The organism is Robiginitalea aurantiaca (genome assembly GCF_030380815.1).
In the GTDB taxonomy this organism is placed as follows: Bacteria; Bacteroidota; Bacteroidia; order Flavobacteriales; family Flavobacteriaceae; genus Robiginitalea; species Robiginitalea aurantiaca.
Genome location: NZ_JAUDUY010000004.1, coordinates 293995 through 315992, shown reverse-complemented (window position 1 = coordinate 315992; position 21998 = coordinate 293995). Strand labels below are relative to the sequence as shown.

The window sequence follows — 21998 nt, the reverse complement described above, 5'->3', positions numbered from 1 at the left end:
GCGCTATGAAGTACTCGAGTATTCCCGTTGCCCATACCTTGGTTTCACTGTTTAAATTCAATGGAATACAGCAGGTGGTTATTTCACCCGGATCCAGGAATGCCCCATTGATACTGGCATTTTCTCAGGATCCGTATTTCAGGTGTTACAGTATTGTCGATGAGCGCAGCGCTGCTTTTTTTGCCTTAGGCCTCGCCCAGCAAAGCGGGAAACCCGCAGTTTTACTCTGTACCTCCGGGAGTGCCTTGCTAAATTATTATCCGGCGGTGGCAGAGGGTTATTACAGCAGGATTCCTATGGTCATCCTTTCAGCAGACCGACCCGAGTACAAGATCGATATAGGGGACGGACAAACCATAAGGCAAAATGGGGTATTCGAGAAGCATATCGGTTTTCAGGCAGCTTTAGGTCAGGACGTTACACACGCTACGGAGGCTATTCGATGGGAGGCAGGTGATCCTCCTGAGAATGCCAGGCAGTTAAAACAGATGCAGGACCAATGCCAGAGCGAAAACGAAAACCTGATTTGCATGGCCCTAAAAACCGCCTTGAATCGGCGCCTTCCCGTGCACTTAAATGTTCCTTTTGAAGAACCCCTCTACAACATGCAGGATGAACCACCGGTGAATCCTTCCTTGTCTCAGGCAGCGGAATCTGATCGGTTAAATCCGGATTGGACCGCGTTGAGAAACAAATGGGAAGGAGCAAACCGTAAAATGATCCTTATCGGTGTCTTGCCTCCTGCAAGCATTCAGGCGGAAATCCTGGAGGTGCTCGGGCAGGACCCTTCCGTCATGGTGTTTACCGAAACGACGTCCAACGTTCATCACCCTCAGTTCTTTCCGAGTATTGACAGTATACTGGCTCCGATTGAAAAAACGGAAAATGCCGAAGCGCATTACCAGAACCTTCGCCCTGATGTTTTGCTCACCCTTGGAGGCATGGTCGTTTCCAAAAAAATAAAGCAATTCTTAAGGCGGTATAAACCTCAGACGCATTGGCATATAGATCCTTATTCAGCCCCAGATACCTATTACAGCCTTGACGGGCATGTTCAAATGGGGGCAGGGGATTTTTTCAGGGAATTCCTGCCGAGCGTTAAAAAGGGTGTCTGTGCCTATAAGGCTCCCTGGCTTGAAGTGATGCAGACCTATCGGAACCGCCGGAAGGCCTATTTGAATAAAATACCCTTTACGGATTTTCACGCGTTTCATCAGGTTTTACAAAGTATTCCTCCCGGCGTTCAGGTACAGCTGGCCAATAGCTCTACGGTCAGGTATTCACAGCTTTTTGAGATGGGTGCTGAGAATGCGGTTTACTGCAATCGGGGTACCAGTGGTATTGAAGGGAGCACCTCCACAGCCGTTGGGGCTTCTGTTAATTCCGAGCAGCCTACTTTGCTGCTTACGGGCGACCTGAGTTTCTTTTACGACATCAACGGACTTTGGAATAACTATATCAAAGCTGATTTCAGAATCATCGTACTCAATAATGGGGGAGGAGGGATCTTTAGGATCCTGCCCGGAAAAACGGAAAACCCTGATTTCGAAACGTATTTTGAAACCGTACAACACCGTTCCATAGAGGCGCTTTGTAAGGCTTTTGGTATTGGCTATGCACTGGCCGACGACTCCGGATCTCTTGGAGCAAACCTAAAAACGTTTTACAAACCCACCGGATCGCCTGAGCTACTGGAGATTAAAACCCCCCGAAAGCTCAACGATACCATTTTGCTGGACTACTTTGATTTTCTATCTTGGTCCCTGCCGATTAACCAATGAAATAATCCAATCTGATGAGTAAGAAAAAAGAAGCCCTTCTGGCCCAATACGCCGGACATATCACAGAAAAGTTTTCCGAAACTCCCAATATGGCATTTCTCGACAAAGTAGTTACTGGCCTGGGTCCTGCTATTTATAACCGTGATGCTGCCCTGGTATCCGGGAGTGACGAGTCTGAGCTTGAAACCGTTAAGGCAAATTTCCTCATTAAGAAATTAGGTTTGGAAGATGGCCCGCACCTGATGCATGCCATTAAAGAGGTAATCAGGGAGTACGGAGCTTCCGAAAGAAATAAGTACCGGGCGGTTGTTTATTATATCCTGGCCCGAAGATTTAACAAAGAAGGGATTTATAAATAATCCTTACCTGGCTTAAACCCGTTTTAGAGCCTGGAATACATCGCTATCACCTTATGATTGAACTGGGGAAGTACAATACGTTAACTGTGTTGAGGGATACCCGCGTGGGTCTCTTTCTGGGAAGTAATACTGAAGCAGAGGTTCTTCTTCCCACTAAATACGTTCCACAGGATTTTGAGATAGGGGATACCCTTGAAGTTTTCTGTTACCTGGACCATGAAGAACGGCCGGTAGCAACCACGCTCCAGCCAGCTGTAACCAGGGATAACTTCGGAGCCCTGAAGGTTCTGGAGGTAAATGAATACGGCGCTTTTATGGATTGGGGTTTAGAGAAGAACCTTTTAGTACCCTATAGAGAGCAACCCGTTCAAATGAAGGCGGGCGAAGTCCACGTAGTATACTGCTACCTGGATCCAAAATCGTCAAGACTCGTGGGGTCGGCGCGTCTGGATCGGTTTTTGGACAATACGTCAATCTCGGTAACGGCAGGTCAGCAAGTTTCACTACTGGTCTTTAAGGAAACACCTCTTGGATATGGGGTTGTGGTGGAGAATCGTCATACGGGTTTGCTTTTTCGCGATCAGGTCCACCAAAAGATTAGACCGGGGGATACCCTGACGGGTTATGTTAAAGCCATTCGTCCGGATCAAAAGCTCGATATTGTCCTTGAGCCTATAGGTTTCAGGAAACTGGAACCTGCGGCCCAGCGTATTTATGAAGCCCTGGAGGCTGCAGGTGGAAAACTGGCTTTGCATGATAAATCGGACCCCCGCGAAATTCAGGATGCTTTGAAGATGAGTAAGAAGGTTTTCAAAAAGGGGATAGGCATCTTGTACCGGGAGCGCAAGATTGAGATACAGCCCGATGGAATTTGCCTTCCCGGCCAAAAGATTTCAGATTGACCGGCGCATGGGATTTGACCGGGTAAGTGCCTGAGATAACCCATTTCTATTTTGTTGAATCCCGGCATTTTGGTTAACTTAGCGCTTAAGACTTAAAAGGCTTGGTATATGCCATTCATCGAAGAGAGTGATCTGCTGGAGTTGCATAAAGACATCGATAAAGCCCAGATTATCAATGAGCGTCTGCTCGATCAGATAAAACACAAGAATCACGAGCTCAGAAGGAAGGGAATTCAGCGCAATGTATTTGCGGGAATCACCATTTTATTCCTAATTGCCGTGCTGGCTGTCACCTCTTTTAGCATGGGGTTGAGTTCGGGTCCGAAAGCCCGGGATATGGCTGGGGTTTGGGACAGCCTGGATGCTGTTAACAGGCGAATGAGCAGTCTTCGTAAACAAAATGAGGAGTTGAGCCTGGTCAAAGAATTTTATTTGGCTAAAGAGTTTCTTGAAAAAGAGAAAATCTATTCTGTACAGGTAAAAGCCTTCGTAGATAAGAATTTTAATCTGGCCCCGGAAGCCCTTACCAATACAATTCTGGTTAAAAACAATCCGTTTTACGGTTACTCGCTCGGGAATTTTGAAACCCTTGAAGAAGCCCGGAATTTCAAAAACGAATTGGTCAGCATGGGATTTAAGGACGCTTTTGTCGCTTCTTACCAGGATGGAAAACGCATCGCCATTGAAGAATAGCCGAAACGCAAAAGCTTGAATACGCTACACGTGTGGGTACAGGCGGCACGCCTGAGAACACTTCCCCTTTCAATTTCCGGAATCCTTACAGGCACTGCGCTCGCACTGGCAGCAGGGGTCTCCGACGGGTTTTTATTTCTTTTGATGCTCGCCACAACAATTGTCTATCAGGTAACTTCAAACTTTGCGAATGACTATGGTGATGGGGTCAAGGGTACGGACAATGAATCCAGGATCGGCCCGAAGCGTGCGCTTCAAAGCGGTGCCCTGTCCGCTGAGAGTCTGAAAAACGGGATCTGGATAAGTGCTGTCCTTAGTGCCTTACTCACCCTGGGGACACTGGTGTACGCCTTCGGAACCGAATCCATTGGCTATCTTCTTTTATTCCTCGGTCTGGGAAGTGCAGCCATCTGGGCCTCTATAAAATATACAGTGGGATCCGATGCTTATGGATATCGCGGTTTAGGGGATCTCTTTGTATTTCTGTTCTTCGGGTTGCTCAGTGTTTTGGGCTCCTTGTTTGTATATACCCGATCTGTGACAGCAGATGCCCTCCTCCCTGCCATAGCAATTGGGACCCTGAGTACTGCGGTTTTAAATCTGAACAATTTGAGGGATAGTGAATCCGACCGTGCCTCCGGCAAACGCACCCTTGTGGTGCAAATGGGTTTTAGAAACGGCGTCCGCTATCATTTACTCCTTTGCCTTACCGCATTTTTGTGTATGTTGTGCTATGTCATTATACAGGAATACCCCTTGCGTTACCTGATTTGTCTGTCTCCTTTCCTGGTCGTATTGAGCCACCTTCGTAAAGTGCTTTCCTGCCAGAATCCCGCAGATTTGGATCCCGAACTGAAAAAATTGGCGCTGAGTACTTTTGGTATTGGCCTGCTGCTTCTGGTAGTAAATTATTATTTTTCGTAGCTTTATAATCATAACTGCTAAACCTGAATTATTTTGGAAGAACCTATCAAAATATTAATTGTTGAGGACAATGTGATTATCGCCGACGATATGCAGTCCATGCTGGAGGAGATTGGTTATGAGATTGTCGATAACGTCATCGTCTACGAACAGGCAGTGGAGGTCCTTAAAAATAACCAGGTAGACCTGGTGCTGATAGATATTATCCTTGCTTCGGATAAAACGGGTATAGATCTCGGGAAGCACATTCGCGAAGCCTACGACATCCCATTTATTTTCGTCACCTCAAACTCGGACCGGGCTACGGTGGAAAACGCCAAGACCGTTCAGCCGAATGGGTATTTGGTAAAGCCTTTTGAGCAGCAGGATCTGTACACTTCCATAGAAATCGCACTTTCTAATTTTGAGCCGGGAAAAAAATCCAGGAGTGCCGACACCGGAGATGAGGTCGAAGGAGAAGGATTTACGTCCAATTCCGTTTTAAAGGATTCCATCTTTGTCAAGAAGCAGCATTTGTATTACAGGATTTATTTTGATGACATCCATTATATCAAGGCGGATAACGTCTATTTGGAGGTCAATACAAAAGACAAAAAGTTTTTGGTACGCTCTCCGCTGAAAACGTACCTTGAGAAATTGCCAAGGAATAAATTCTACAGGGCGCATAAATCGTACATAGTAAATGTAGACCATATCGATGGCATCAATACCAGAGATATCCTGATCAACGGGACGCTTATCCCGATCTCTAAAGATTTTAAGGAGTTTATTATCTCGGCCATGAATTCTTAAGACCTGCATAAACAGCGCGGACTAACAGGATTTCCACTTTTACAACAAGAATTCCACCCTTCACAACAAAGACTTGGCTCCGGCCTGCATCCTGGGTATATTCGTTTCAGGATTTAAGGATAAATTTTTTTCATTTTCATATAGTGTTCTCGTGAAAGAGTCTTGCCAAAGCGGCAAGGCTCTTTCTGATTTCAGGGGGTATGGAAAATCCTGGTCCAAGCAGCGGAATGTTCAGAAGCCGAACTCCGAGGTCTCCATACAGGTTTGTAAATAGGGGTAAAACAACACTGCGTGCTTGTTCACAACAAGAATTCCGCCCTTCACAACAAAGACTTGGCTCCGGCCCGCATCCGGGGTATATTCGTTTCAGGATTTAAGGATAAATTTTTTCATTTTCATATAGTGTTCTCGTGAAAGAGTCTTGCCAAAGCGGCAAGACTCTTTCTTCTTTTGCGGCCAATCGTAGAAATTTTGGCAAATCAATGGCAGATAGCATTGGATTTAGTGCAGCTTTGGGACGCAAAAGCCAATTTCACAACAATTCTGAGCGCTTACACAACAAAACCAGCGGGCGGGTCATCCAAAATTCTATTTTTGGAGGGTCTTTAGTTAAGATCCCAAATCTTACATGTAGATGAAAAGGCTGTGCATTTATTTGCACGGCCTTTTCTTATTTTGACCCCTCAGACTTCCCCTTTCTTATTAAAGGCTACAGAATGTTCCCGTTTGACAACAAAAGATTCGAATTTCCGTTAGTTAGAGGTAAGTTTGAACAACCTTGATGTAGCAGCCTCCATAGCATCCGACTGCTGCAGGGCGGATTTATGAAAAAATTACTCATCATTTGTTATTTGGCAGGCATGGCCTTACCCGCAATGGGAATGGCCCAGGAGTTTGCCGTACCGTCGGAGTCCCTTCTGCAAACGTATACTGAAAAGGAATCCCCGGAAGAAAAATTGTCCTACTTTTTCGAGACGGACAATCGGTATACATATCACTCGGCCTACGACTGGCTCGACCGTATCAACTCCGATATCAATACCGCTGTCCAGCAACAGGACTCTACTGCAATGCGTACCTATCAGCTTATTCGAGCTCAGATTTATTACGATCTCGGCAACTACAAGCGCGCCGCATCCCTCACTCAGGAAATGTACCCGGAACTGGAGTCCCTCGAAAAGGTCAGCCTTCAGAGGTTATTGGATCTGATGGACGAAAACTACGGGAAACTCAGGCAGTTTGACAAGCAAATTGAGATAAGAGAGCGAAAGTTGCAATTTGGCATCTCGGATAACATCAGTTTTTACGACATCTACTCCAATCTGGGCCTGCACCGCAAGGCGATGGAACAATATATTGAAGAGGTCAAGAAAACCATCGATTCTTCGGATTTTTATCATTTGGCGGTGTATAACAACCAGATCGGAAAGTTCCTGCTGCAGGAAAAGTCCTCCGCCACAGCCATGGCTTACTTTAAGAAGGCACAGGGTTACATTGTGGTGTTTGTAAACGACATCAATCAGGTACGTACACGTGAGGAAATAGACAATGCAAGTCTGCTAAAAGCAGTTATCGAAGGAAATATCGGAAAAGCGCATATACTTCAGAATGAGCACGAAGAGGCTTTGCCCTATCTGGAAAACAGCCTGGGTGTCCTTAGTACTCTGTCTTCCGAGGCCTTCCATGAGGAGAAGTCCATCAACACCCTCGCCCTGGCTTCTGCTTATCTGGAGCTCGAAAACTATCGAAAGGCGCGCGAGTACCTCACAGCGGACCTGGATACCTTTCAACCGGAATTGCTCATAAGGCGCAATAGGCTACTAGCGGATTATTACAAAGCAACCGGGGACAGCTCAAGAGAAGCCATTTACCTGAAAAATGCAATGCGTCTTCAGGATTCCATTAATGCCCTGGACGCCTTTAATCAGAAGGAGCGATTGGTTTCCATCGTGGCCAGTGAAGAACTCGAAAAGGAGAAGGAAAAGAACAAGGAACAGGAATTGATGCTCGAGCAGGGCCGGGAAGTGATGGAGGCCCAGGACATGAGGATTAACCTGGTGTTCATCTCTTTGGTTTTTACGCTCCTCGGTTTTGCCGGTTTGGTTTACGCCTATTTAAAAAGCATCAAGAATCAACGCTTAATCGCAGAACAGAAACGCATTATTGAAAATTCCCTGGTCGAAAAGGATTCGCTGCTGAAGGAAATCCACCACCGGGTAAAAAACAACCTGCAAATGGTTTCGAGCCTGCTGAGCCTGCAAACCAAAAACACAAGGAGTAAGGCGGCCATAGAAGCCCTCGAGGAGGGCAAAACCCGTGTAAAGGCCATGGCCCTGATCCATCAGAAACTCTATCAAAACGACGATCTTTCGGTGATAGAAATGCAGGGCTATATCGAAAGCCTGATCAATAGCATTCAGTCTGTTTATCGCAAAGGAGGCCATAGTATCAATATCACTATTGACGCTGAAGGCGTTGAACTGGACATTGACAGGGCCATACCTATAGGTTTGATTCTCAATGAGCTGGTATCTAATTCGTTCAAATACGCCTTTACAGAAGCCTCCGAGAACGGAAAGATCTACATACATATTCAGAAGAATACAGACGGCGGGTTCTTTGAATATACGGATAACGGGGTCGGACTTCCCGAAGACACGGAAACCCGGGCCGAGAACTCCATGGGTATTCGGCTGATCAAAAGGCTGGTCAATCAGTTACAATCTAACCTGAATATCGATAAAACCGCTGAAGGGGTTCGTTTTTGGTTCAATTTTAAATAAATTTGGGAGAAAGAACCCTTCCATGAAAATTACCTTCCTGGGGCATGCCGCCCTTCTTATTCAAACAAGCAAACACCGTATACTGATCGATCCATTTATTACGGGGAACGAGCAGGCAAAGGGGAAAATAGACGTAGCGGACCTCAATCCTGATTTTATTTTACTCACCCATGCCCACCAGGACCATGTCCTGGATGTTGAGACCATTGCCCATAGCTCAGGTGCCCTGATCATCAGTAATTACGAAATCGTAACATACTACCAGAATAAAGGCCTGGAAGGTCACCCGATGAATCATGGGGGTGCCCGTGATTTTGATTTTGGATGGCTGAAATACGTCAATGCCGTTCATACCTCGTCTTTTGCCGATGGAACTTATGGTGGGCAACCCGGAGGTTTTCTCCTGAAAAGCGATGGGAAAATGGTCTACATCGCCGGAGATACCGCCCTCCATATGGACATGAAACTCATCCCCCTTTATGGAACACCGGATTTGGCCATACTGCCCATTGGAGACAATTTTACAATGGGGGTAGAAGATGCGCTTCAGGCCTCAGGATTTGTCAATTGTGACCGGGTGATGGGCGTCCACTACAATACCTTCGGATATATTGAGATTGATACGCAGCAGGCAGTCCGAACCTTCGAACAGGGTGGTAAAACGCTTTTATTGCCCGATATCGGGGAAGCAGTCAGCGTTTAGACGACCTGACTGCGGAGCACCAGTTTGTGTAGCAGCCCTGGAAAAAAGCGCTTCATGTATGCTCCGGACACCTCTTTCCCTCCAATATTCACCTCCATTTTGCGCCTTTGAATGGCATGGAGCATTTTACGGGCAAATCGGTCCGGATCCATTCCGTTGGCCGTCGCGTTATCCTGATTTTCCTGAGCACTGCCATCCCCGGTGAGCGCATTTCGGGCGATATCCGTGTTGACAAATCCGGGACAAACCAGAGTAACGGCAATGGAATCCTTCTCATGTTCCATCCGCAACACATCAAAAAAGCCGTGGAGCGCGTGTTTGGCGCCGCAATATCCTGAGCGCAGCGGAGAGCCGAATTTCCCCATCAAACTGGTTACAACTACAAAATGCCCCTTTTGGTTTTCCACAAAGTAGGGGAGCAGGGCTTTAGAAAGTCCGATGGTTCCCAGGTAATTCACGTGCATCAATCTTTCATAAACGTCAAGGCCTGTTTCAGCGATCAGGGAGCGCTGGCTGATCCCGGCATTATTGACCAGGATATCGACAGTCCCGAAAGCGCTTAGTGCTTCCTGCACGATCCTGTCAAAGGATTCTAAATTTGCGAGATCCAGGGGGAGTACCCTGGAATTTCCGGGATCCGAAAGCGATTTCTGAACCTCCTGTAACCGTGCTGTATTCCTTCCCGAGAGGATCAGCCTTGCCCCTTTTTTTCCCGCCTGTTGCGCCAGAGCCTTGCCAATACCCGAGGATGCTCCTGTGATCCAAACCACCTTATCTTTCAGTTCCATGTTTATCCGCTGTTTCAGATCAAAAATATACGTAAATTTGATGGCCTGTATGAAAGCATCCTACCTAAAATACACCCTCCAGTTCAAACAGCCCGGAGGCACTTCCCGGGGGGTGCTTACCCAAAAGGATACCTATTTTATCGTATTGGAAGACACGGGCCAGTGGGGGATAGGCGAAACCGGACTTTTCAGGGGCTTGAGTTACGACGACAGGCCGGATTATGAGGCCATGCTGGCCCTGGCCTGTAAAGATCTGGAGACGGATCTCGAAGGTGCACTTTTCAAATACCAGGAATACCCCAGTATTGTTTTTGGTATGGAACAGGCCGTACGCTCCTTTCAGAGTCCTGATCCCTTTTGCCTTTTTCCGGACGCCCCTTTTTTAAATGGCGATCCCATACCGATCAACGGTCTGATCTGGATGGGTGATATCGGGTTTATGAAAGCGCAGATTGCGGACAGGTTAAAACAAGGTTTTACCTGCCTGAAACTCAAAATCGGAGCGCTCAATTTTGAAGAAGAACTCCGTATGCTGAGCGAAATCCGAAGCGAATTTGGCCCTGCGGACCTGGAGATTCGGGTAGATGCAAATGGCGCTTTTCCCGCAGGTGAAGCTCTCTTACGCCTGAAGCACCTGGCGGCGTTGGACCTGCATTCTATTGAACAACCCATAGCGGCGGGCCAGCCCGATGCCATGGCTGAACTCTGTACGGGTACACCCCTGCCTATCGCGCTCGACGAGGAATTGATCGGATGCATTCCGTATGAGGATAAATCCAGGATGCTCAAAGCCATCCGACCGCAGTACATTATTTTAAAGCCCAGTTTGGTGGGCGGTTTTTCGGGGAGCGAGGAGTGGATCCGGTTGGCAGAGGAACTACGCATCGGCTGGTGGGTCACCAGTGCCCTGGAAAGCAATATTGGTTTGAATGCTATTGCCCAATGGACCTCATCCCTGGATGTACATATGCCACAGGGGCTTGGAACGGGTAGTTTGTTTACGAATAATATCAGCAGCCCATTGGAGGTTGCCGGGGGGGCACTTCGATATGACTTCAGGGCCTCCTGGGATGTTCAAAAAATTCAAAGCTTATGTATATAGAACAAGGGTATCGAGGAGATCTCGGTCTGTGGAAGTATTTTGTCTTACCTCTTGGCTTTATCGCCTTAATGGTCGGCAACTACGTTGCAACTGTGAATTCTCCGGTCAGCGTGGATCAGATGATGGCGGATATGATTGCCCAACTGGGCACCAACATTGTTTTGATTCTTTTATTATTTCCGTTGGCTTTTGGCCTTGTCCTGGTTTTGGGATGGACAAAACTCGTGCATCCGCAATCCATTCGTTCCCTGACTACCTCCCGCAGGAAAATCGATTGGAATCGGGTGTTTTTTGCATTTGGGCTTTGGGCATTGATTACCTCAGGGCTAACCTTGCTCGATTATGTGATCTCCCCGGACAGTTATGTGCTGAATTTTAACTGGTCTGCATTCTGGAAGCTCGCCCTAATTGGGATACTGCTGATACCCCTGCAGACCAGTTTTGAAGAATACCTTTTCAGGGGGCATATGATGCAGGGACTGGGTATTATCTTTAAGAACCGCTGGGTACCCCTGGTGGTCACTTCCCTTATTTTTGGGTTAATGCACCTTGGGAACCCCGAAGTCGGGAAATTGGGATACGGCATCATGGTTTTTTATATTGGAACCGGCTTTTTCCTGGGAATCATAACGCTCATGGATGAAGGTCTGGAGCTCGCTCTGGGGTTTCATGCGGCGAATAACCTGATAACTGCCCTTCTGGTCACAGCGGACTGGACGGCCTTTCAAACGGATTCCATCCTAAAGGATGTGTCAGAACCCGGCCTGAGCTGGGATGCATACCTGCCTATATTTGTTGTCTTTCCCCTGCTGCTTTATTATTTCGGCCGCAGGTATGGATGGCAAGACTGGAAAGAAAGGCTCACAGGGCGCGTACTTTCGAAAGCAGAGGCTATGCCCCTATTAAATGAAGAAACATCATGATAACTGAATTCAACACCTCATTTTCAATAAACGGCCTTCAGATCGCCTATGCAGATCTGAGCGAAGTAGCCTACAGCCTGGTAAAGGAAGGGGAGCCTTTCGAACGCGAGATCGGGGATTTCCTCCTGGACTGGATATCGGAGTCCCCGGTTATTGTACAGCGTACTTCGGGCTCAACAGGGACTCCGAAAGAAATTGTATTGTCCAAAGAAGGCATGGTGAAAAGTGCACGAATCACGGGGGATTTCCTGGGACTCGGCGAAGGGACAAAAGCAGTTTTGTGTTTGCCGGTAAACAGCATTGCAGGAAAAATGATGCTCGTTCGCGCCTTGATTCTGGGTTGGGAACTCACCATGGTGGCCCCTGAGCGGACACCGCTATGGGCCCTGCAGGATACCATTGATTTTGTAGCCATGGTACCGATGCAGCTGGAGGCTTCGCTAAAAGAAATGGATCGGGTCTCCATGGTCCTTGTTGGCGGCGCACCGGTTAGCGCACATCTGCAGCAGGCCTTGATGGGATTGGATACGATCGTTTATGAAAGCTATGGGATGAGTGAAACCGCCAGCCATATCGCCTTGCGAAAACTCAATCCGCTTCCCGAGGCTTCAAAGTCCGGATCCCTGCCCCCTTTTCAGGTGTTGCCAGGCATTCATGTAGATCAGGATGAAACCGGATGCCTTGTTATCGATGCCCCTTTTCTCTCAGAAACCTCCATTCGCACGAATGATATGGTTTCCAGGCCGGAAGAAAATTCATTTTACTGGCTTGGGCGTGCCGATAACATAGTGAATTCAGGAGGGGTTAAATTGATGCCCGAACTCCTGGAATCAAAACTTCAACCCTTTATAAAGCAGCGATTTTTCCTGACGGGACTGCCCGATAAGGTACTGGGGCAAAAATTGGTACTGGTGGTAGAGGGAGAACCTGAGGGGGACCTGATAGCTGAGATAAAGCGTATTTCCGGGTTGGAGAAATACGAGGTTCCCAAAGCGGTACATTACCTCAGCGCTTTTGAGGAAACTAAATCGGGTAAGATCAGCCGTGCGGAGATCACACAAAAATTAATTTAAAACGGATTTGCGATGAGAGGAATTTTGGTAATAATTTGTTTGCTTGGCAGTTTTTTGGTTCGCTCTCAGGATATCCTTCCTGAAGTGGATCGTGCCAGGGTGGTCGATGAACTTTTAAAAGAGCGCTTTGATTCCTTACTACCTGTTTTGATGGACCGGGCAGGTATCGATATGTGGGTACTGATTTCCAGGGAATACAACGAGGATCCTGTGTTAAAAACCATGTTGCCGGCAACCTGGCTAAATGCACGGAGAAGGACGATCCTGCTCTTTTACAGGGACGCCTCCAAGGGTACCATAGATAAACTCGCTGTGGCCCGGTACAATATTGGTGAGAGTATCCAGTCGGCTTGGGATAAAGAACAACAACCCGATCAATGGCGTCGTCTGATGGACCTGATTGAGGAGCGAAACCCCGACAAAATCGGACTTAATTTTTCTGAGGATCACAACATAGCCGATGGCCTGGATAAGACCGATTACGACCTGTTTATGGAATACCTCCCTTCAAGGTATAGATCGAAAGTGGTATCGGCGGAAAACCTGGCTGTTTCATGGATTGAAACCCGCACCCCAAGGGAAATGACCCTGATGTCCCATCTGGTCGAAATTACGCACAATATTATCGGGGAGGCTTTTTCGACATCCGTCATCACTCCTGGAGTCACGACGACCACCGAGGTGGAATGGTGGATGCGGCAGAAGGTTACGGATCTCGGTCTCGAAACCTGGTTTCATCCCACGGTGGATATCCAGCGGACGGCAGCCCAGCTCGAAGGGCATTTGTACTCCTTCTCGGACAGGCCGGAAGGTATGGTCATAACCCCGGGGGATTTACTCCACTGCGATTTTGGGATTACCTATCTGCGACTCAATACAGACTGTCAGCAACTGGCCTATGTTTTAAAACCCGGAGAAACTGAAGCTCCCGGGTATTTAAAAGAGGCCCTCAGGGATGGTAACCGGGTACAGGATCTGCTTACCGGGAATATGATCGCAGGCAAGACAGGAAATGATATTCTGGCTACTGCCCTGGCCCAGGGCCGGGATGAGGGGCTTAAGCCTTCGATCTATACGCACCCTCTCGGAACCTATGGGCATTCCGCCGGGACGACCATAGGGATGTGGGATGCCCAAAATGGGGTCAAAACGAAGGACGGGATGGGATATCCTTTGAACCCAAGCACCGTTTATGCCATCGAGTTAAATACGACGGTTACCCTTCCTGAATGGAAAAGGGATATTCGCGTAATGTTGGAGGAAGCCGGGTATTACGGCCCAGATGGTTTCAGGTATGTGAATGGACGACAAACCGATTTATACCTTATTCCCAGGTAATCCCGAAATCTGCAGCTTCGGTTCTTAATTTGAATAATGCTTCACGAAAGCCCTGGGCTTTGACGGGAAACGAGCGCAACCTTTTTAGATTTCACGCTTCTTTATTGAAAGATAAAAGGGTGTTAAACCCTTGCATTTTAATTTTTTTAACATTTAAAGCCTTATCTTTAAGGTAGTTAAAACCGTATTGCTATGAAAAAGTTCTGGATTCTCCTCTTATTAATCGGCCCGCTTACTTTTGGCCAACAAAATCAAAAGACCATTCGGGGTACCGTTACAGACGGAACCAGTCCCCTTGCTGATGTGGCGATCAGTGTGGAGGAAGGTGGTGCTTCGACGTTTACGGATGCCTCAGGGATGTATACCATTGCCGCCGAGCCCGGGGATGTTCTCCGGTATACCTACCAGGGAATGAAAACCCTGCGGATTCGCGTAGAAGACGTTACCCGGATTCTCAGTCCTACCATGGTCATTGATGTGGCTGAATTGGAAGAAGTGGTGGTCGTTGGGAGCAATCGAAAGAGCCAACGCGATTTGGCCAATGAATATGCGGTAAATGAACGCCTGATTCGCACAGCATACGGGTATTTGAATGCGGATACGGCGCCTGGAAATATCAGGTTTATGACAGAGGAGGAGATAAGCCCGATCTATGTATGTATCCTGGATTTGCTGAGAAGCCGGTTTGCCGGGGTTCGTGTCGTTGGAGATTGTGCCGGAGGCGGAGCTCCACCGTCTGACGGACAGATTACCAATATACAAGGGGTGCGGCAATCCGATGCAGATTCCTTTGAGGAGTTCGACAACCTGGGGCCACAACGGGTGTACATCCGGGGGACCTCATCTATTTTCAATCAAAGGGCAGCCCTCTTCGATGTCGATGGACAGATCTTTTCAGATCCTCCCATTTGGCTTGACATCAACCAGATAAAGCGCATGGCCATTCTCAACAATTTTGCGACCACTACCCAGTACGGGAACCTGGGAGCAGGCGGGGTCATTGTTATCAATACGCTGGCCGGGAGTCCCAAAAGTGGCAAACTCAAGGACTTTGCGAGGCTCCGAAATAATTTTCAGACGGGCCCTATCCTGACCCGGGCGGATGTTGCCTCAGGAGAACCCACTTACTACCAGGAACTCAATGCGGCCACCTCCACGGCAGATGCAAAGGCTGTTTATGAGAAATACGCCTCCCGCTATTCTAGTGCCCCATACTTTGTGCTCGATGCCTACCGGCACTTTTACGAAGTACGAGGGGATCAGGAATTCGCTGACGAAATAGTGAGCAGCAAGGCTTATCTGTTCGATAGAAACCCCGTCAATATGAAAGCCCTCGCATACACTTATGAGAGTCAGTCGCGATTTAATAAATCGCATGAAGCCTATAAGGAGGTAATGCGAATGCGTCCCAATTACGGGCAATCGTATATGGATCTGGGGAACAGCTACCGCAATTTGGAGAGGTATGACAAGGCAGCGGCCCAGTATAAGCGTTACGACTACCTCGTTGAAGAGAATATGATCCCAGTGGACAGCACAGACTTTGTACCTATCCTGAACCGGGATTACAATAATCTGTTATTCCTGCATCAGGCGGGTATTGTCAGCGCGGCCCAGCGGGAATCCCTTTATGTTGAAGAAGAGACCTTTCAGGGAACCCGGCTGGTTTTTGAATGGAATGACGGGGAAGCAGAGTTCGATCTGCAGTTTGTCAATCCGGAAAACCAGTATCACATCTGGAAACATTCCATGGCAAGTGATGCTGATGGCATAATGAGGGAAAAGGAAATTGGCTTTAACACAGAGGAATTTCTGATAGACGACTCCTTGCCCGGAACCTGGGAAGTCAATGTCAGATATCTCGGGAACAAAAGCCTGACCCCTACCTACCTCAAAGTGACGATTTACGACAATTACGGGAGCCGGTCACAGCGCAAAGAGGTGCGGGTATTCAAATTAAGCCTGAAAGATGTTAATCAGCGTTTGTTCACCCTAACCAAGGGGGCTACGGTAGCACTGAATTAGCAGGGAGGCTTCCCTGATTACGCTGAGCCTTTTTTCGGGACCAGGTCTTCAGGCTTCAGGACTTCTTATTTTTCTACAGATTTAGTAAGCCTTTAGCATAAATATATTTTATGCAATTGCTTTAAAATATATATAAAAATATATGGAGTGAATTTTATATTTTACTCTAAAGTTCAGAAATTATGAGAAAGGGGAAAATTGTATTTGCACTGGTTTTTTTCGCATTGACCCTCAATGCTTTTGCACAGGAGACCCGAACCGTACGGGGGAGTGTTTCCGATGGAACAAATCCAATGCAGGATGTGCTTATCGCCATTCAGGGGAAGCAGGAGGTACGTGTATTTACAGATGATGAGGGTAAATATGAGATTGAAGCAGAGGTAGGGGACTTGCTGCAATATTCGTATACCGGTATGAAAGATTACCTGGTACGGGTAGAAGACGTCACCCGATATCTGAATCTTGTGATGATCCCGGATGTGGAAGAACTCGATGAGGTAACCGTCACCCGAAGTAATCGAAAATCCCAGCAGGACCTGGCTATGGAGTATGAGAGTAATCCCAGGATTCTCAAAACTGCTTTTGGACTCCTGGATGCGGATACGGCCCCTGCCCAGGTACGCATGCTCGACCAGTCTTCGATTTTACCCGTCGCACTATGTATCCTGGATGTGATTCGGAATCGTTTTCCCGGGATCCGTACCACCGGAAACTGCCAGGAAGGCGGCGCAGTGATCTTCAGAGGGGGCGGATCTGTCAGCAATCAAAGGGTAGGGATTTTTGATGTGGATGGCCTTGTTTTTCAGCAGGTCCCCGTTTGGATTGATGTCAGCCAGATAAAGCGAATGGCATTGATCTCTTCCGTAGCCTATACTGCCCGATACGGAGCGGTAGGTAGTGGGGGAGTCGTGGTAATCAATACGCTTTCAGGAAACCCGGCATCCAATCAAATCGTGGATCGGGCCCGCTTGCGTAATAATTATGTCAAAGAACCGGTCCTTGGTGAAACAGCTGTCGCCAACAGCGAACCCACTTATATGTCTGCTTTCCGGGAGGCGGGGACTTTCGAGGAAGCCCGCACCGCTTATTACCGGTATGAATCCCAATACAAGAGTTCTCCTTACTTCTATCTGGATGCGTATCGCTATTTCTATCAAACGGCTGGGGCACCCGAATTTGCAGATCAGATTATTCGGGAGAACGAACGGATGGTCGGGTCTAATGCGGCCATGTTGAAGGCCCTTGCCTATATGTATGAGGAACAGGGCCGGGATAAGCTGGCGCTTGAAGTCCTGAAAGACGTTTTTATACTCAGACCGAATTACAGCCAGTCCTACCTGGATCTGGCCAAAGCCTACAGGAAGGTGGCCGCCTACGATAAATCCGCAGCCATATACGCACGGTACAAATACCTGGTGGACGAAAACTTTCTCCTGCCTTCCGATGACTTCTCTAAAATAATCCAACACGAAAGCGACAACCTGCTGCAGTTACACGCTTCTCAGATTGGTGCGAATCCCCGTAAAATTGTCTCTGACCCCTATGTTCAGAATACGACAAGGGTTGTAGTGGAGTGGAACGATACAGAGGCGGAATTTGAATTGCAATTCGTAAATCCAGAAGGACAGTATCACACCTGGAAACACACCTATGTTGATAATGAAGACCGAATTGTCGAGGAAAAAATGTCCGGGTATTCCATGGAGGAGCATATTATCGATAATGCCTTACCCGGCCTTTGGGAAGTCAATGTGAGGTACCACGGGAATAAAAGTCTTACCCCAACCTATCTGAAGGTTACCACGTATTACAATTACGGTGAACGCGATCAGAAAGAGGAGGTATATACCTTCAAGCTCTCGCTTAAGGATAACTGGCAAAAACTTCTTTCGATCAATAATCCGGGAATAAGTCGCGTGCGATAGTCAATGAGAAGTGTTCTGGCCACTGCACTATTTGTCCTTGCGCTGCCCGTTCAGGCCCAGCTCGCCTTTCTAGGCAAGGTTGTAGACGCTTCCACCGGGGATCCCATACCGTTTGTAAATATCGGGGTGCTTAACCGTGCGATCGGAACGGTAAGTAATGAAGAGGGTGATTTTCTCCTGGAATTCAGGCCGGACCGGGTGCAATCCGGGGATGTACTTCGTATTTCTTCCCTGGGGTATGAGCCAAAGGAAGTGCCACTAAGCCGGCTACAGCAGTCTACAGAACACTTTACGTTTCGGCTCAGGCCTGTCCCGATAGACCTCAATGAAGTCGTGGTTTCCACTTCTGAATTGTTTGAAGTAGAAGAGGAATTGGGCTATCCCGACTTGATTGGCCGGGGAATAGGATACTGGAAGGACAGTGTGGCCCTGGGCGGAGAGCTCGGTTCCCGGATCAGGATAGATAAAGGTATGCGCAGGCTGAATGCCCTTTTCTTTCACATCCTGGATAATCCGTCGGACAGCGTTTGGTTGCGGGTCAATATATACGAAACGGACGCAAAAAGCAGAAAACCAGGAGCAAACCTTAATACGAGTGGACAAAACATTCTGTATACCTTAAAAAAGGGCGAACTCCTAACGGCCATAGACCTCAAACCCTTTGAAATTTGGGCGAAAGACGATTTCATCGTTAGCCTGGAACTATTGGGTGTCTTCGGTACCGATAGGGTAGGCCTGAGCTTACCTGCAGGTGCGTATACAGGGGGAGATTCGTACAGGAGGTATGCGAGTCAGGATTCCTGGGAGCATATCGATGAAGCCGTGGTGGGTTTTACCATACAAAGTACGCTTTATACCGACAACCCAAGGAAACTCCCAAAGGCCAGGGTTTTACGAAAACGGCAAAAGAACGAAAAGGAAATCTCCGGATATGTATTTCATGCAGGGAACCCCCTGCGGGGCGCTTTGGTCCGCAATTACACCCGCAATGAAGTCGCTGAAACCGATAAGTGGGGACGCTACACCACCACAATATCAAGAGGGGATATGCTCTCCGTTTATTATCCTGGAATGCTCCAGATTTTGGTAGAGGTGGAGGAGGCGCGTAACTTCAATTTCCAGCTACAGCGGGAATAACCACTCCTACCGGGGAGTCTGTACCAGAGATCAAACCTGAAGCACTCCCATATTAAAGGGTTTCTCGATTGGTGCATGGTCTGCCGCTTCGATCCCTGTAGAAATCCATTGCCGGGTATCCATAGGATCTATAATGGCATCTGTCCATAGACGGGCCGCTGCGTAATAGGGAGAAATTTGAGTATCGTATTTCTGTTTTATCTTTTCAAACAAAGCGGTTTCCTTTTTCGCATCAATGGACTCTCCGGACTTCTCCAACCTTGCTTTTTCAATTTGCAGGAGCACTTTGGCTGCTGAATTCCCGCTCATTACCGCCAGATTTGCACTGGGCCAGGCCACCATAAAGCGAGGGTCATACGCTTTGCCGCACATGGCGTAGTTTCCGGCACCATAGCTATTGCCGATCACCACGGTGAATTTGGGCACTACCGAGTTACTCACGGCATTAACCATTTTTGCCCCATCCTTAATAATTCCTCCGTGTTCACTCTGGCTACCCACCATAAAACCGGTCACATCCTGCAGAAAAACCAGGGGGATTTTCTTTTGGTTGCAATTTGCGATAAACCGGGTGGCCTTGTCCGCGGAGTCGGAGTAGATGACTCCCCCGAATTGCATTTCACCCTTTTTATTCTTGACCACCTTACGCTGGTTGGCAACAATTCCTACGGCCCATCCGTCTATTCGCGCATACCCGGTGAGCAGTGTTTTTCCGTACCCCTCTTTGTATTGCTCAAAGGAAGATTCGTCCACCAAACGCTCAATGATCTCCAGCATATCATAAGGTTCCGAACGCGATCCGGGTAACAGGCCAAAAATCTCTTTACTATCCTTGGCCGGTTTTGCGGGTACCGCCCGGTTAAACCCTGCTTTTGGAAAGGCGCCCATCTTGTCGATCAGGTTTTTAATGCGATTCAGGGCGTCTTTATCATCCTTGGCCTTGTAGTCTGTAACCCCACTAATTTCGCAGTGGGTTGTTGCGCCACCCAGGGTTTCATTGTCCACACTTTCACCTATGGCGGCCTTGACCAGGTAACTTCCAGCCAGAAAAATACTCCCGGTTTTGTCCACAATCAGGGCTTCGTCGCTCATGATGGGCAGGTATGCGCCTCCTGCCACACAACTACCCATAACAGCCGCAATCTGTGGGATTCCCATACTGCTCATTTGGGCGTTATTTCTGAAAATGCGGCCAAAATGCTCCTTATCCGGAAAAATTTCATCCTGCATGGGCAGGAATACCCCGGCGCTGTCCACCAGATAAATTATCGGAAGGTGATTTTCCATGGCGATTTCCTGGGCGCGAAGATTCTTCTTCCCGGTAATCGGAAACCATGCCCCTGCCTTGACCGTGGCATCATTGGCCACCACAACACAAAGCCGTCCCTGGACATGTCCAATTTTCACGACAACGCCTCCCGAAGGGCAGCCCCCGTATTCCTCATACATCCCGAATCCCGCAAAGGCTCCTATTTCCAGAGCATTATCAGGGGTGTCCAGCAGGTATTCGATACGTTCCCGCGCGGTCATTTTTCCTTCCTTATGCAGCTTTAGAATTCGTTTTTCACCCCCACCTTTTTTGATCTCTGCAGTCCTCTTTTTAAGGTCTGCAAGGGCAAGTTTGTTCTGGTCTTCATTTTTATTGAAGGTAAGATCCATGTGTTTTTCTCTTTGAGCGATGTACTTTAAGCCCTAAAGATACGGAGGATTTATGAGTACCTTTAAGGTATTAAAGCAGGACAAATGAGTACAAAGATTGGTTGGGGCATCGTTGGGTTAGGGAATATCGCCGGAAAATTTGCCAGTGATCTGGCACGCTTTCCGGAATCTGAACTGGTAGCTGTGGCTTCCAGGGATATGGCGAAGGCCAATAATTTTGCGAAGGAATTCGGCTCTAAAAAGGCATTTGACAGCTACAGGGAACTTTTTGATGATCCACAGGTACATGTGGTCTATATCGCAACACCCCATAGTTTTCATTGCGCGCATACCTTAGCCGCCCTCGAGGCAGGAAAACATGTGCTCTGTGAGAAACCGCTGGGCATCGATGCCGGAGAGGTCCGTCAAATGACGGATCTCGCTTCCAAAAAAGGGCTCTTTTTGATGGAAGCACTTTGGAGCCGTTTTAACCCCAGTATCCAGGAGGTCTACGCAAGGGTGAAAGCCGGAGATCTCGGTGCGATTGCCTATCTCAGGGCGGACTTTGCCTTTCCTGCCCTAAACCGGAATCCGGAGGATCGCCTTTTGAACCCCGCCCTGGCGGGAGGCTCCCTCCTCGACATTGGGATTTACCCTGTTTTTCTTGCCTATTTGTTTTTGGGGGTTCCTGCAGCGATCAAAGTGGCAGCACACTTCCACCATACGGGAGTTGAAAAACAAATTGCCATGATTTTTGATTACGGGGATGCGATGGCCATGTTGTACAGTGGATTCTCTTCCCGAAGCGAAATGAAAGCGGAAATTTCCTGTGAAGACGGAAGTGCTTTCCTGAATCCCAAATGGCATCAAACCGAAAGTTATCGTCTGGAAAAGGGAGGGGAAGTACACGAGGAATCCAGGCCTACAGAGGGTTTCGGATATACCTATGAGATAGCGGAGGTCCACCGATGCCTGGGTGCCGGGGTCCTGGAGAGCCCAATTTGGACCTGGGCAGACAGTATAGCCCTGCACACCCTATTGGATAAGATCAGGGGTCTGGCAGGGATTGATTTCCCTAAACCCTGAAAGTGTAATCCTCAGGACTGAAAATT

General features: G+C 48.0%; 18 protein-coding genes. 16 read left to right on the top strand and 2 right to left on the bottom strand.

Annotated features, from left to right (window positions below; all coding sequences use genetic code 11):
* The first annotated feature begins 5 nt into the window (after positions 1 to 5).
* The 8 genes from menD (at position 6) to QU605_RS10445 (ending at position 8937) form a co-directional block, all read left to right on the top strand.
* Positions 6 to 1781 carry a 2-succinyl-5-enolpyruvyl-6-hydroxy-3-cyclohexene-1-carboxylate synthase gene (gene menD / locus QU605_RS10480; protein ID WP_289725260.1) on the top strand — a complete coding sequence of 592 codons (1776 nt, stop codon included), beginning with the start codon at positions 6 to 8 and terminating at the stop codon, positions 1779 to 1781.
* A 14-nt stretch (positions 1782 to 1795) separates the two neighbouring features.
* Positions 1796 to 2140, top strand: coding sequence for a DUF2853 family protein (locus QU605_RS10475; RefSeq protein ID WP_289725259.1), 345 nt, complete (start codon positions 1796 to 1798; stop codon positions 2138 to 2140).
* Positions 2141 to 2193: 53 nt separating this feature from the next.
* Positions 2194 to 3042, top strand: a complete 849-nt coding sequence (locus QU605_RS10470; protein WP_289725258.1) for a CvfB family protein — start codon at positions 2194 to 2196, stop codon at positions 3040 to 3042.
* A 108-nt stretch (positions 3043 to 3150) separates the two neighbouring features.
* Entirely contained in the window at positions 3151 to 3735 is a 585-nt protein-coding gene (locus tag QU605_RS10465) for an SPOR domain-containing protein (protein WP_289725257.1), read from the top strand.
* 15 nt (positions 3736 to 3750) lie between these two features.
* The gene (gene menA / locus QU605_RS10460) at positions 3751 to 4659 is read left to right on the top strand and encodes a 1,4-dihydroxy-2-naphthoate octaprenyltransferase (RefSeq protein WP_289725256.1); all 909 of its coding nucleotides are present in this window, start codon (positions 3751 to 3753) and stop codon (positions 4657 to 4659) included.
* A gap of 33 nt (positions 4660 to 4692) precedes the next feature.
* On the top strand, positions 4693 to 5451 hold the full coding sequence (locus QU605_RS10455; protein WP_289725255.1) for a LytR/AlgR family response regulator transcription factor: 759 nt from the start codon (positions 4693 to 4695) through the stop codon (positions 5449 to 5451).
* Between the two features lie 824 nt (positions 5452 to 6275).
* On the top strand, positions 6276 to 8234 hold the full coding sequence (locus QU605_RS10450) for a sensor histidine kinase (protein ID WP_289725254.1): 1959 nt from the start codon (positions 6276 to 6278) through the stop codon (positions 8232 to 8234).
* Positions 8235 to 8256: 22 nt separating this feature from the next.
* Positions 8257 to 8937: a metal-dependent hydrolase gene (locus QU605_RS10445; RefSeq protein WP_289725253.1), complete on the top strand. Its 681-nt coding sequence runs from the start codon at positions 8257 to 8259 to the stop codon at positions 8935 to 8937.
* Here the strand turns inward: QU605_RS10445 and QU605_RS10440 are convergent.
* Positions 8934 to 9725, bottom strand: coding sequence for an SDR family oxidoreductase (locus tag QU605_RS10440; RefSeq protein WP_289725252.1), 792 nt, complete (start codon positions 9723 to 9725; stop codon positions 8934 to 8936). The two genes, QU605_RS10445 and QU605_RS10440, sit on opposite strands and share 4 nt — an antisense overlap.
* A gap of 49 nt (positions 9726 to 9774) precedes the next feature.
* On the opposite strand from QU605_RS10440, the gene QU605_RS10435 reads away from it, so the two are divergent.
* The 7 genes from QU605_RS10435 to QU605_RS10405 all read left to right on the top strand — a co-directional run bounded on the left by QU605_RS10435 (position 9775) and on the right by QU605_RS10405 (position 19248).
* Complete coding sequence (locus QU605_RS10435) at positions 9775 to 10827, top strand: o-succinylbenzoate synthase (RefSeq protein ID WP_289725251.1); 1053 nt, start codon at positions 9775 to 9777, stop codon at positions 10825 to 10827.
* Positions 10818 to 11750 (top strand): CPBP family intramembrane glutamic endopeptidase, encoded by a 933-nt coding sequence (locus QU605_RS10430; protein WP_289725250.1) that lies wholly within the window; start codon positions 10818 to 10820, stop codon positions 11748 to 11750. Before QU605_RS10435 ends, QU605_RS10430 begins: the two co-directional genes overlap by 10 nt.
* Complete coding sequence (locus QU605_RS10425) at positions 11747 to 12823, top strand: AMP-binding protein (RefSeq protein WP_289725249.1); 1077 nt, start codon at positions 11747 to 11749, stop codon at positions 12821 to 12823. Before QU605_RS10430 ends, QU605_RS10425 begins: the two co-directional genes overlap by 4 nt.
* Positions 12824 to 12835: 12 nt before the next feature.
* Complete coding sequence (locus QU605_RS10420; RefSeq protein ID WP_289725248.1) at positions 12836 to 14161, top strand: M24 family metallopeptidase; 1326 nt, start codon at positions 12836 to 12838, stop codon at positions 14159 to 14161.
* Between the two features lie 192 nt (positions 14162 to 14353).
* Entirely contained in the window at positions 14354 to 16186 is a 1833-nt protein-coding gene (locus QU605_RS10415) for a DUF2135 domain-containing protein (RefSeq protein ID WP_289725247.1), read from the top strand.
* A 182-nt stretch (positions 16187 to 16368) separates the two neighbouring features.
* On the top strand, positions 16369 to 18111 hold the full coding sequence (locus tag QU605_RS10410) for a DUF2135 domain-containing protein (RefSeq protein WP_289725246.1): 1743 nt from the start codon (positions 16369 to 16371) through the stop codon (positions 18109 to 18111).
* 3 nt (positions 18112 to 18114) lie between these two features.
* Positions 18115 to 19248 carry a carboxypeptidase-like regulatory domain-containing protein gene (locus QU605_RS10405; RefSeq protein ID WP_289725245.1) on the top strand — a complete coding sequence of 378 codons (1134 nt, stop codon included), beginning with the start codon at positions 18115 to 18117 and terminating at the stop codon, positions 19246 to 19248.
* Positions 19249 to 19278: 30 nt separating this feature from the next.
* On the opposite strand, the gene QU605_RS10400 is transcribed toward QU605_RS10405, so the two are convergent.
* Positions 19279 to 20907 (bottom strand): acyl-CoA carboxylase subunit beta, encoded by a 1629-nt coding sequence (locus QU605_RS10400; RefSeq protein ID WP_289725244.1) that lies wholly within the window; start codon positions 20905 to 20907, stop codon positions 19279 to 19281.
* Between the two features lie 84 nt (positions 20908 to 20991).
* On the opposite strand from QU605_RS10400, the gene QU605_RS10395 reads away from it, so the two are divergent.
* A complete protein-coding gene (locus tag QU605_RS10395) occupies positions 20992 to 21972 on the top strand; it encodes a Gfo/Idh/MocA family protein (RefSeq protein WP_289725243.1) in 981 nt (326 codons plus the stop codon).
* The last annotated feature ends 26 nt before the right edge of the window (positions 21973 to 21998 follow it).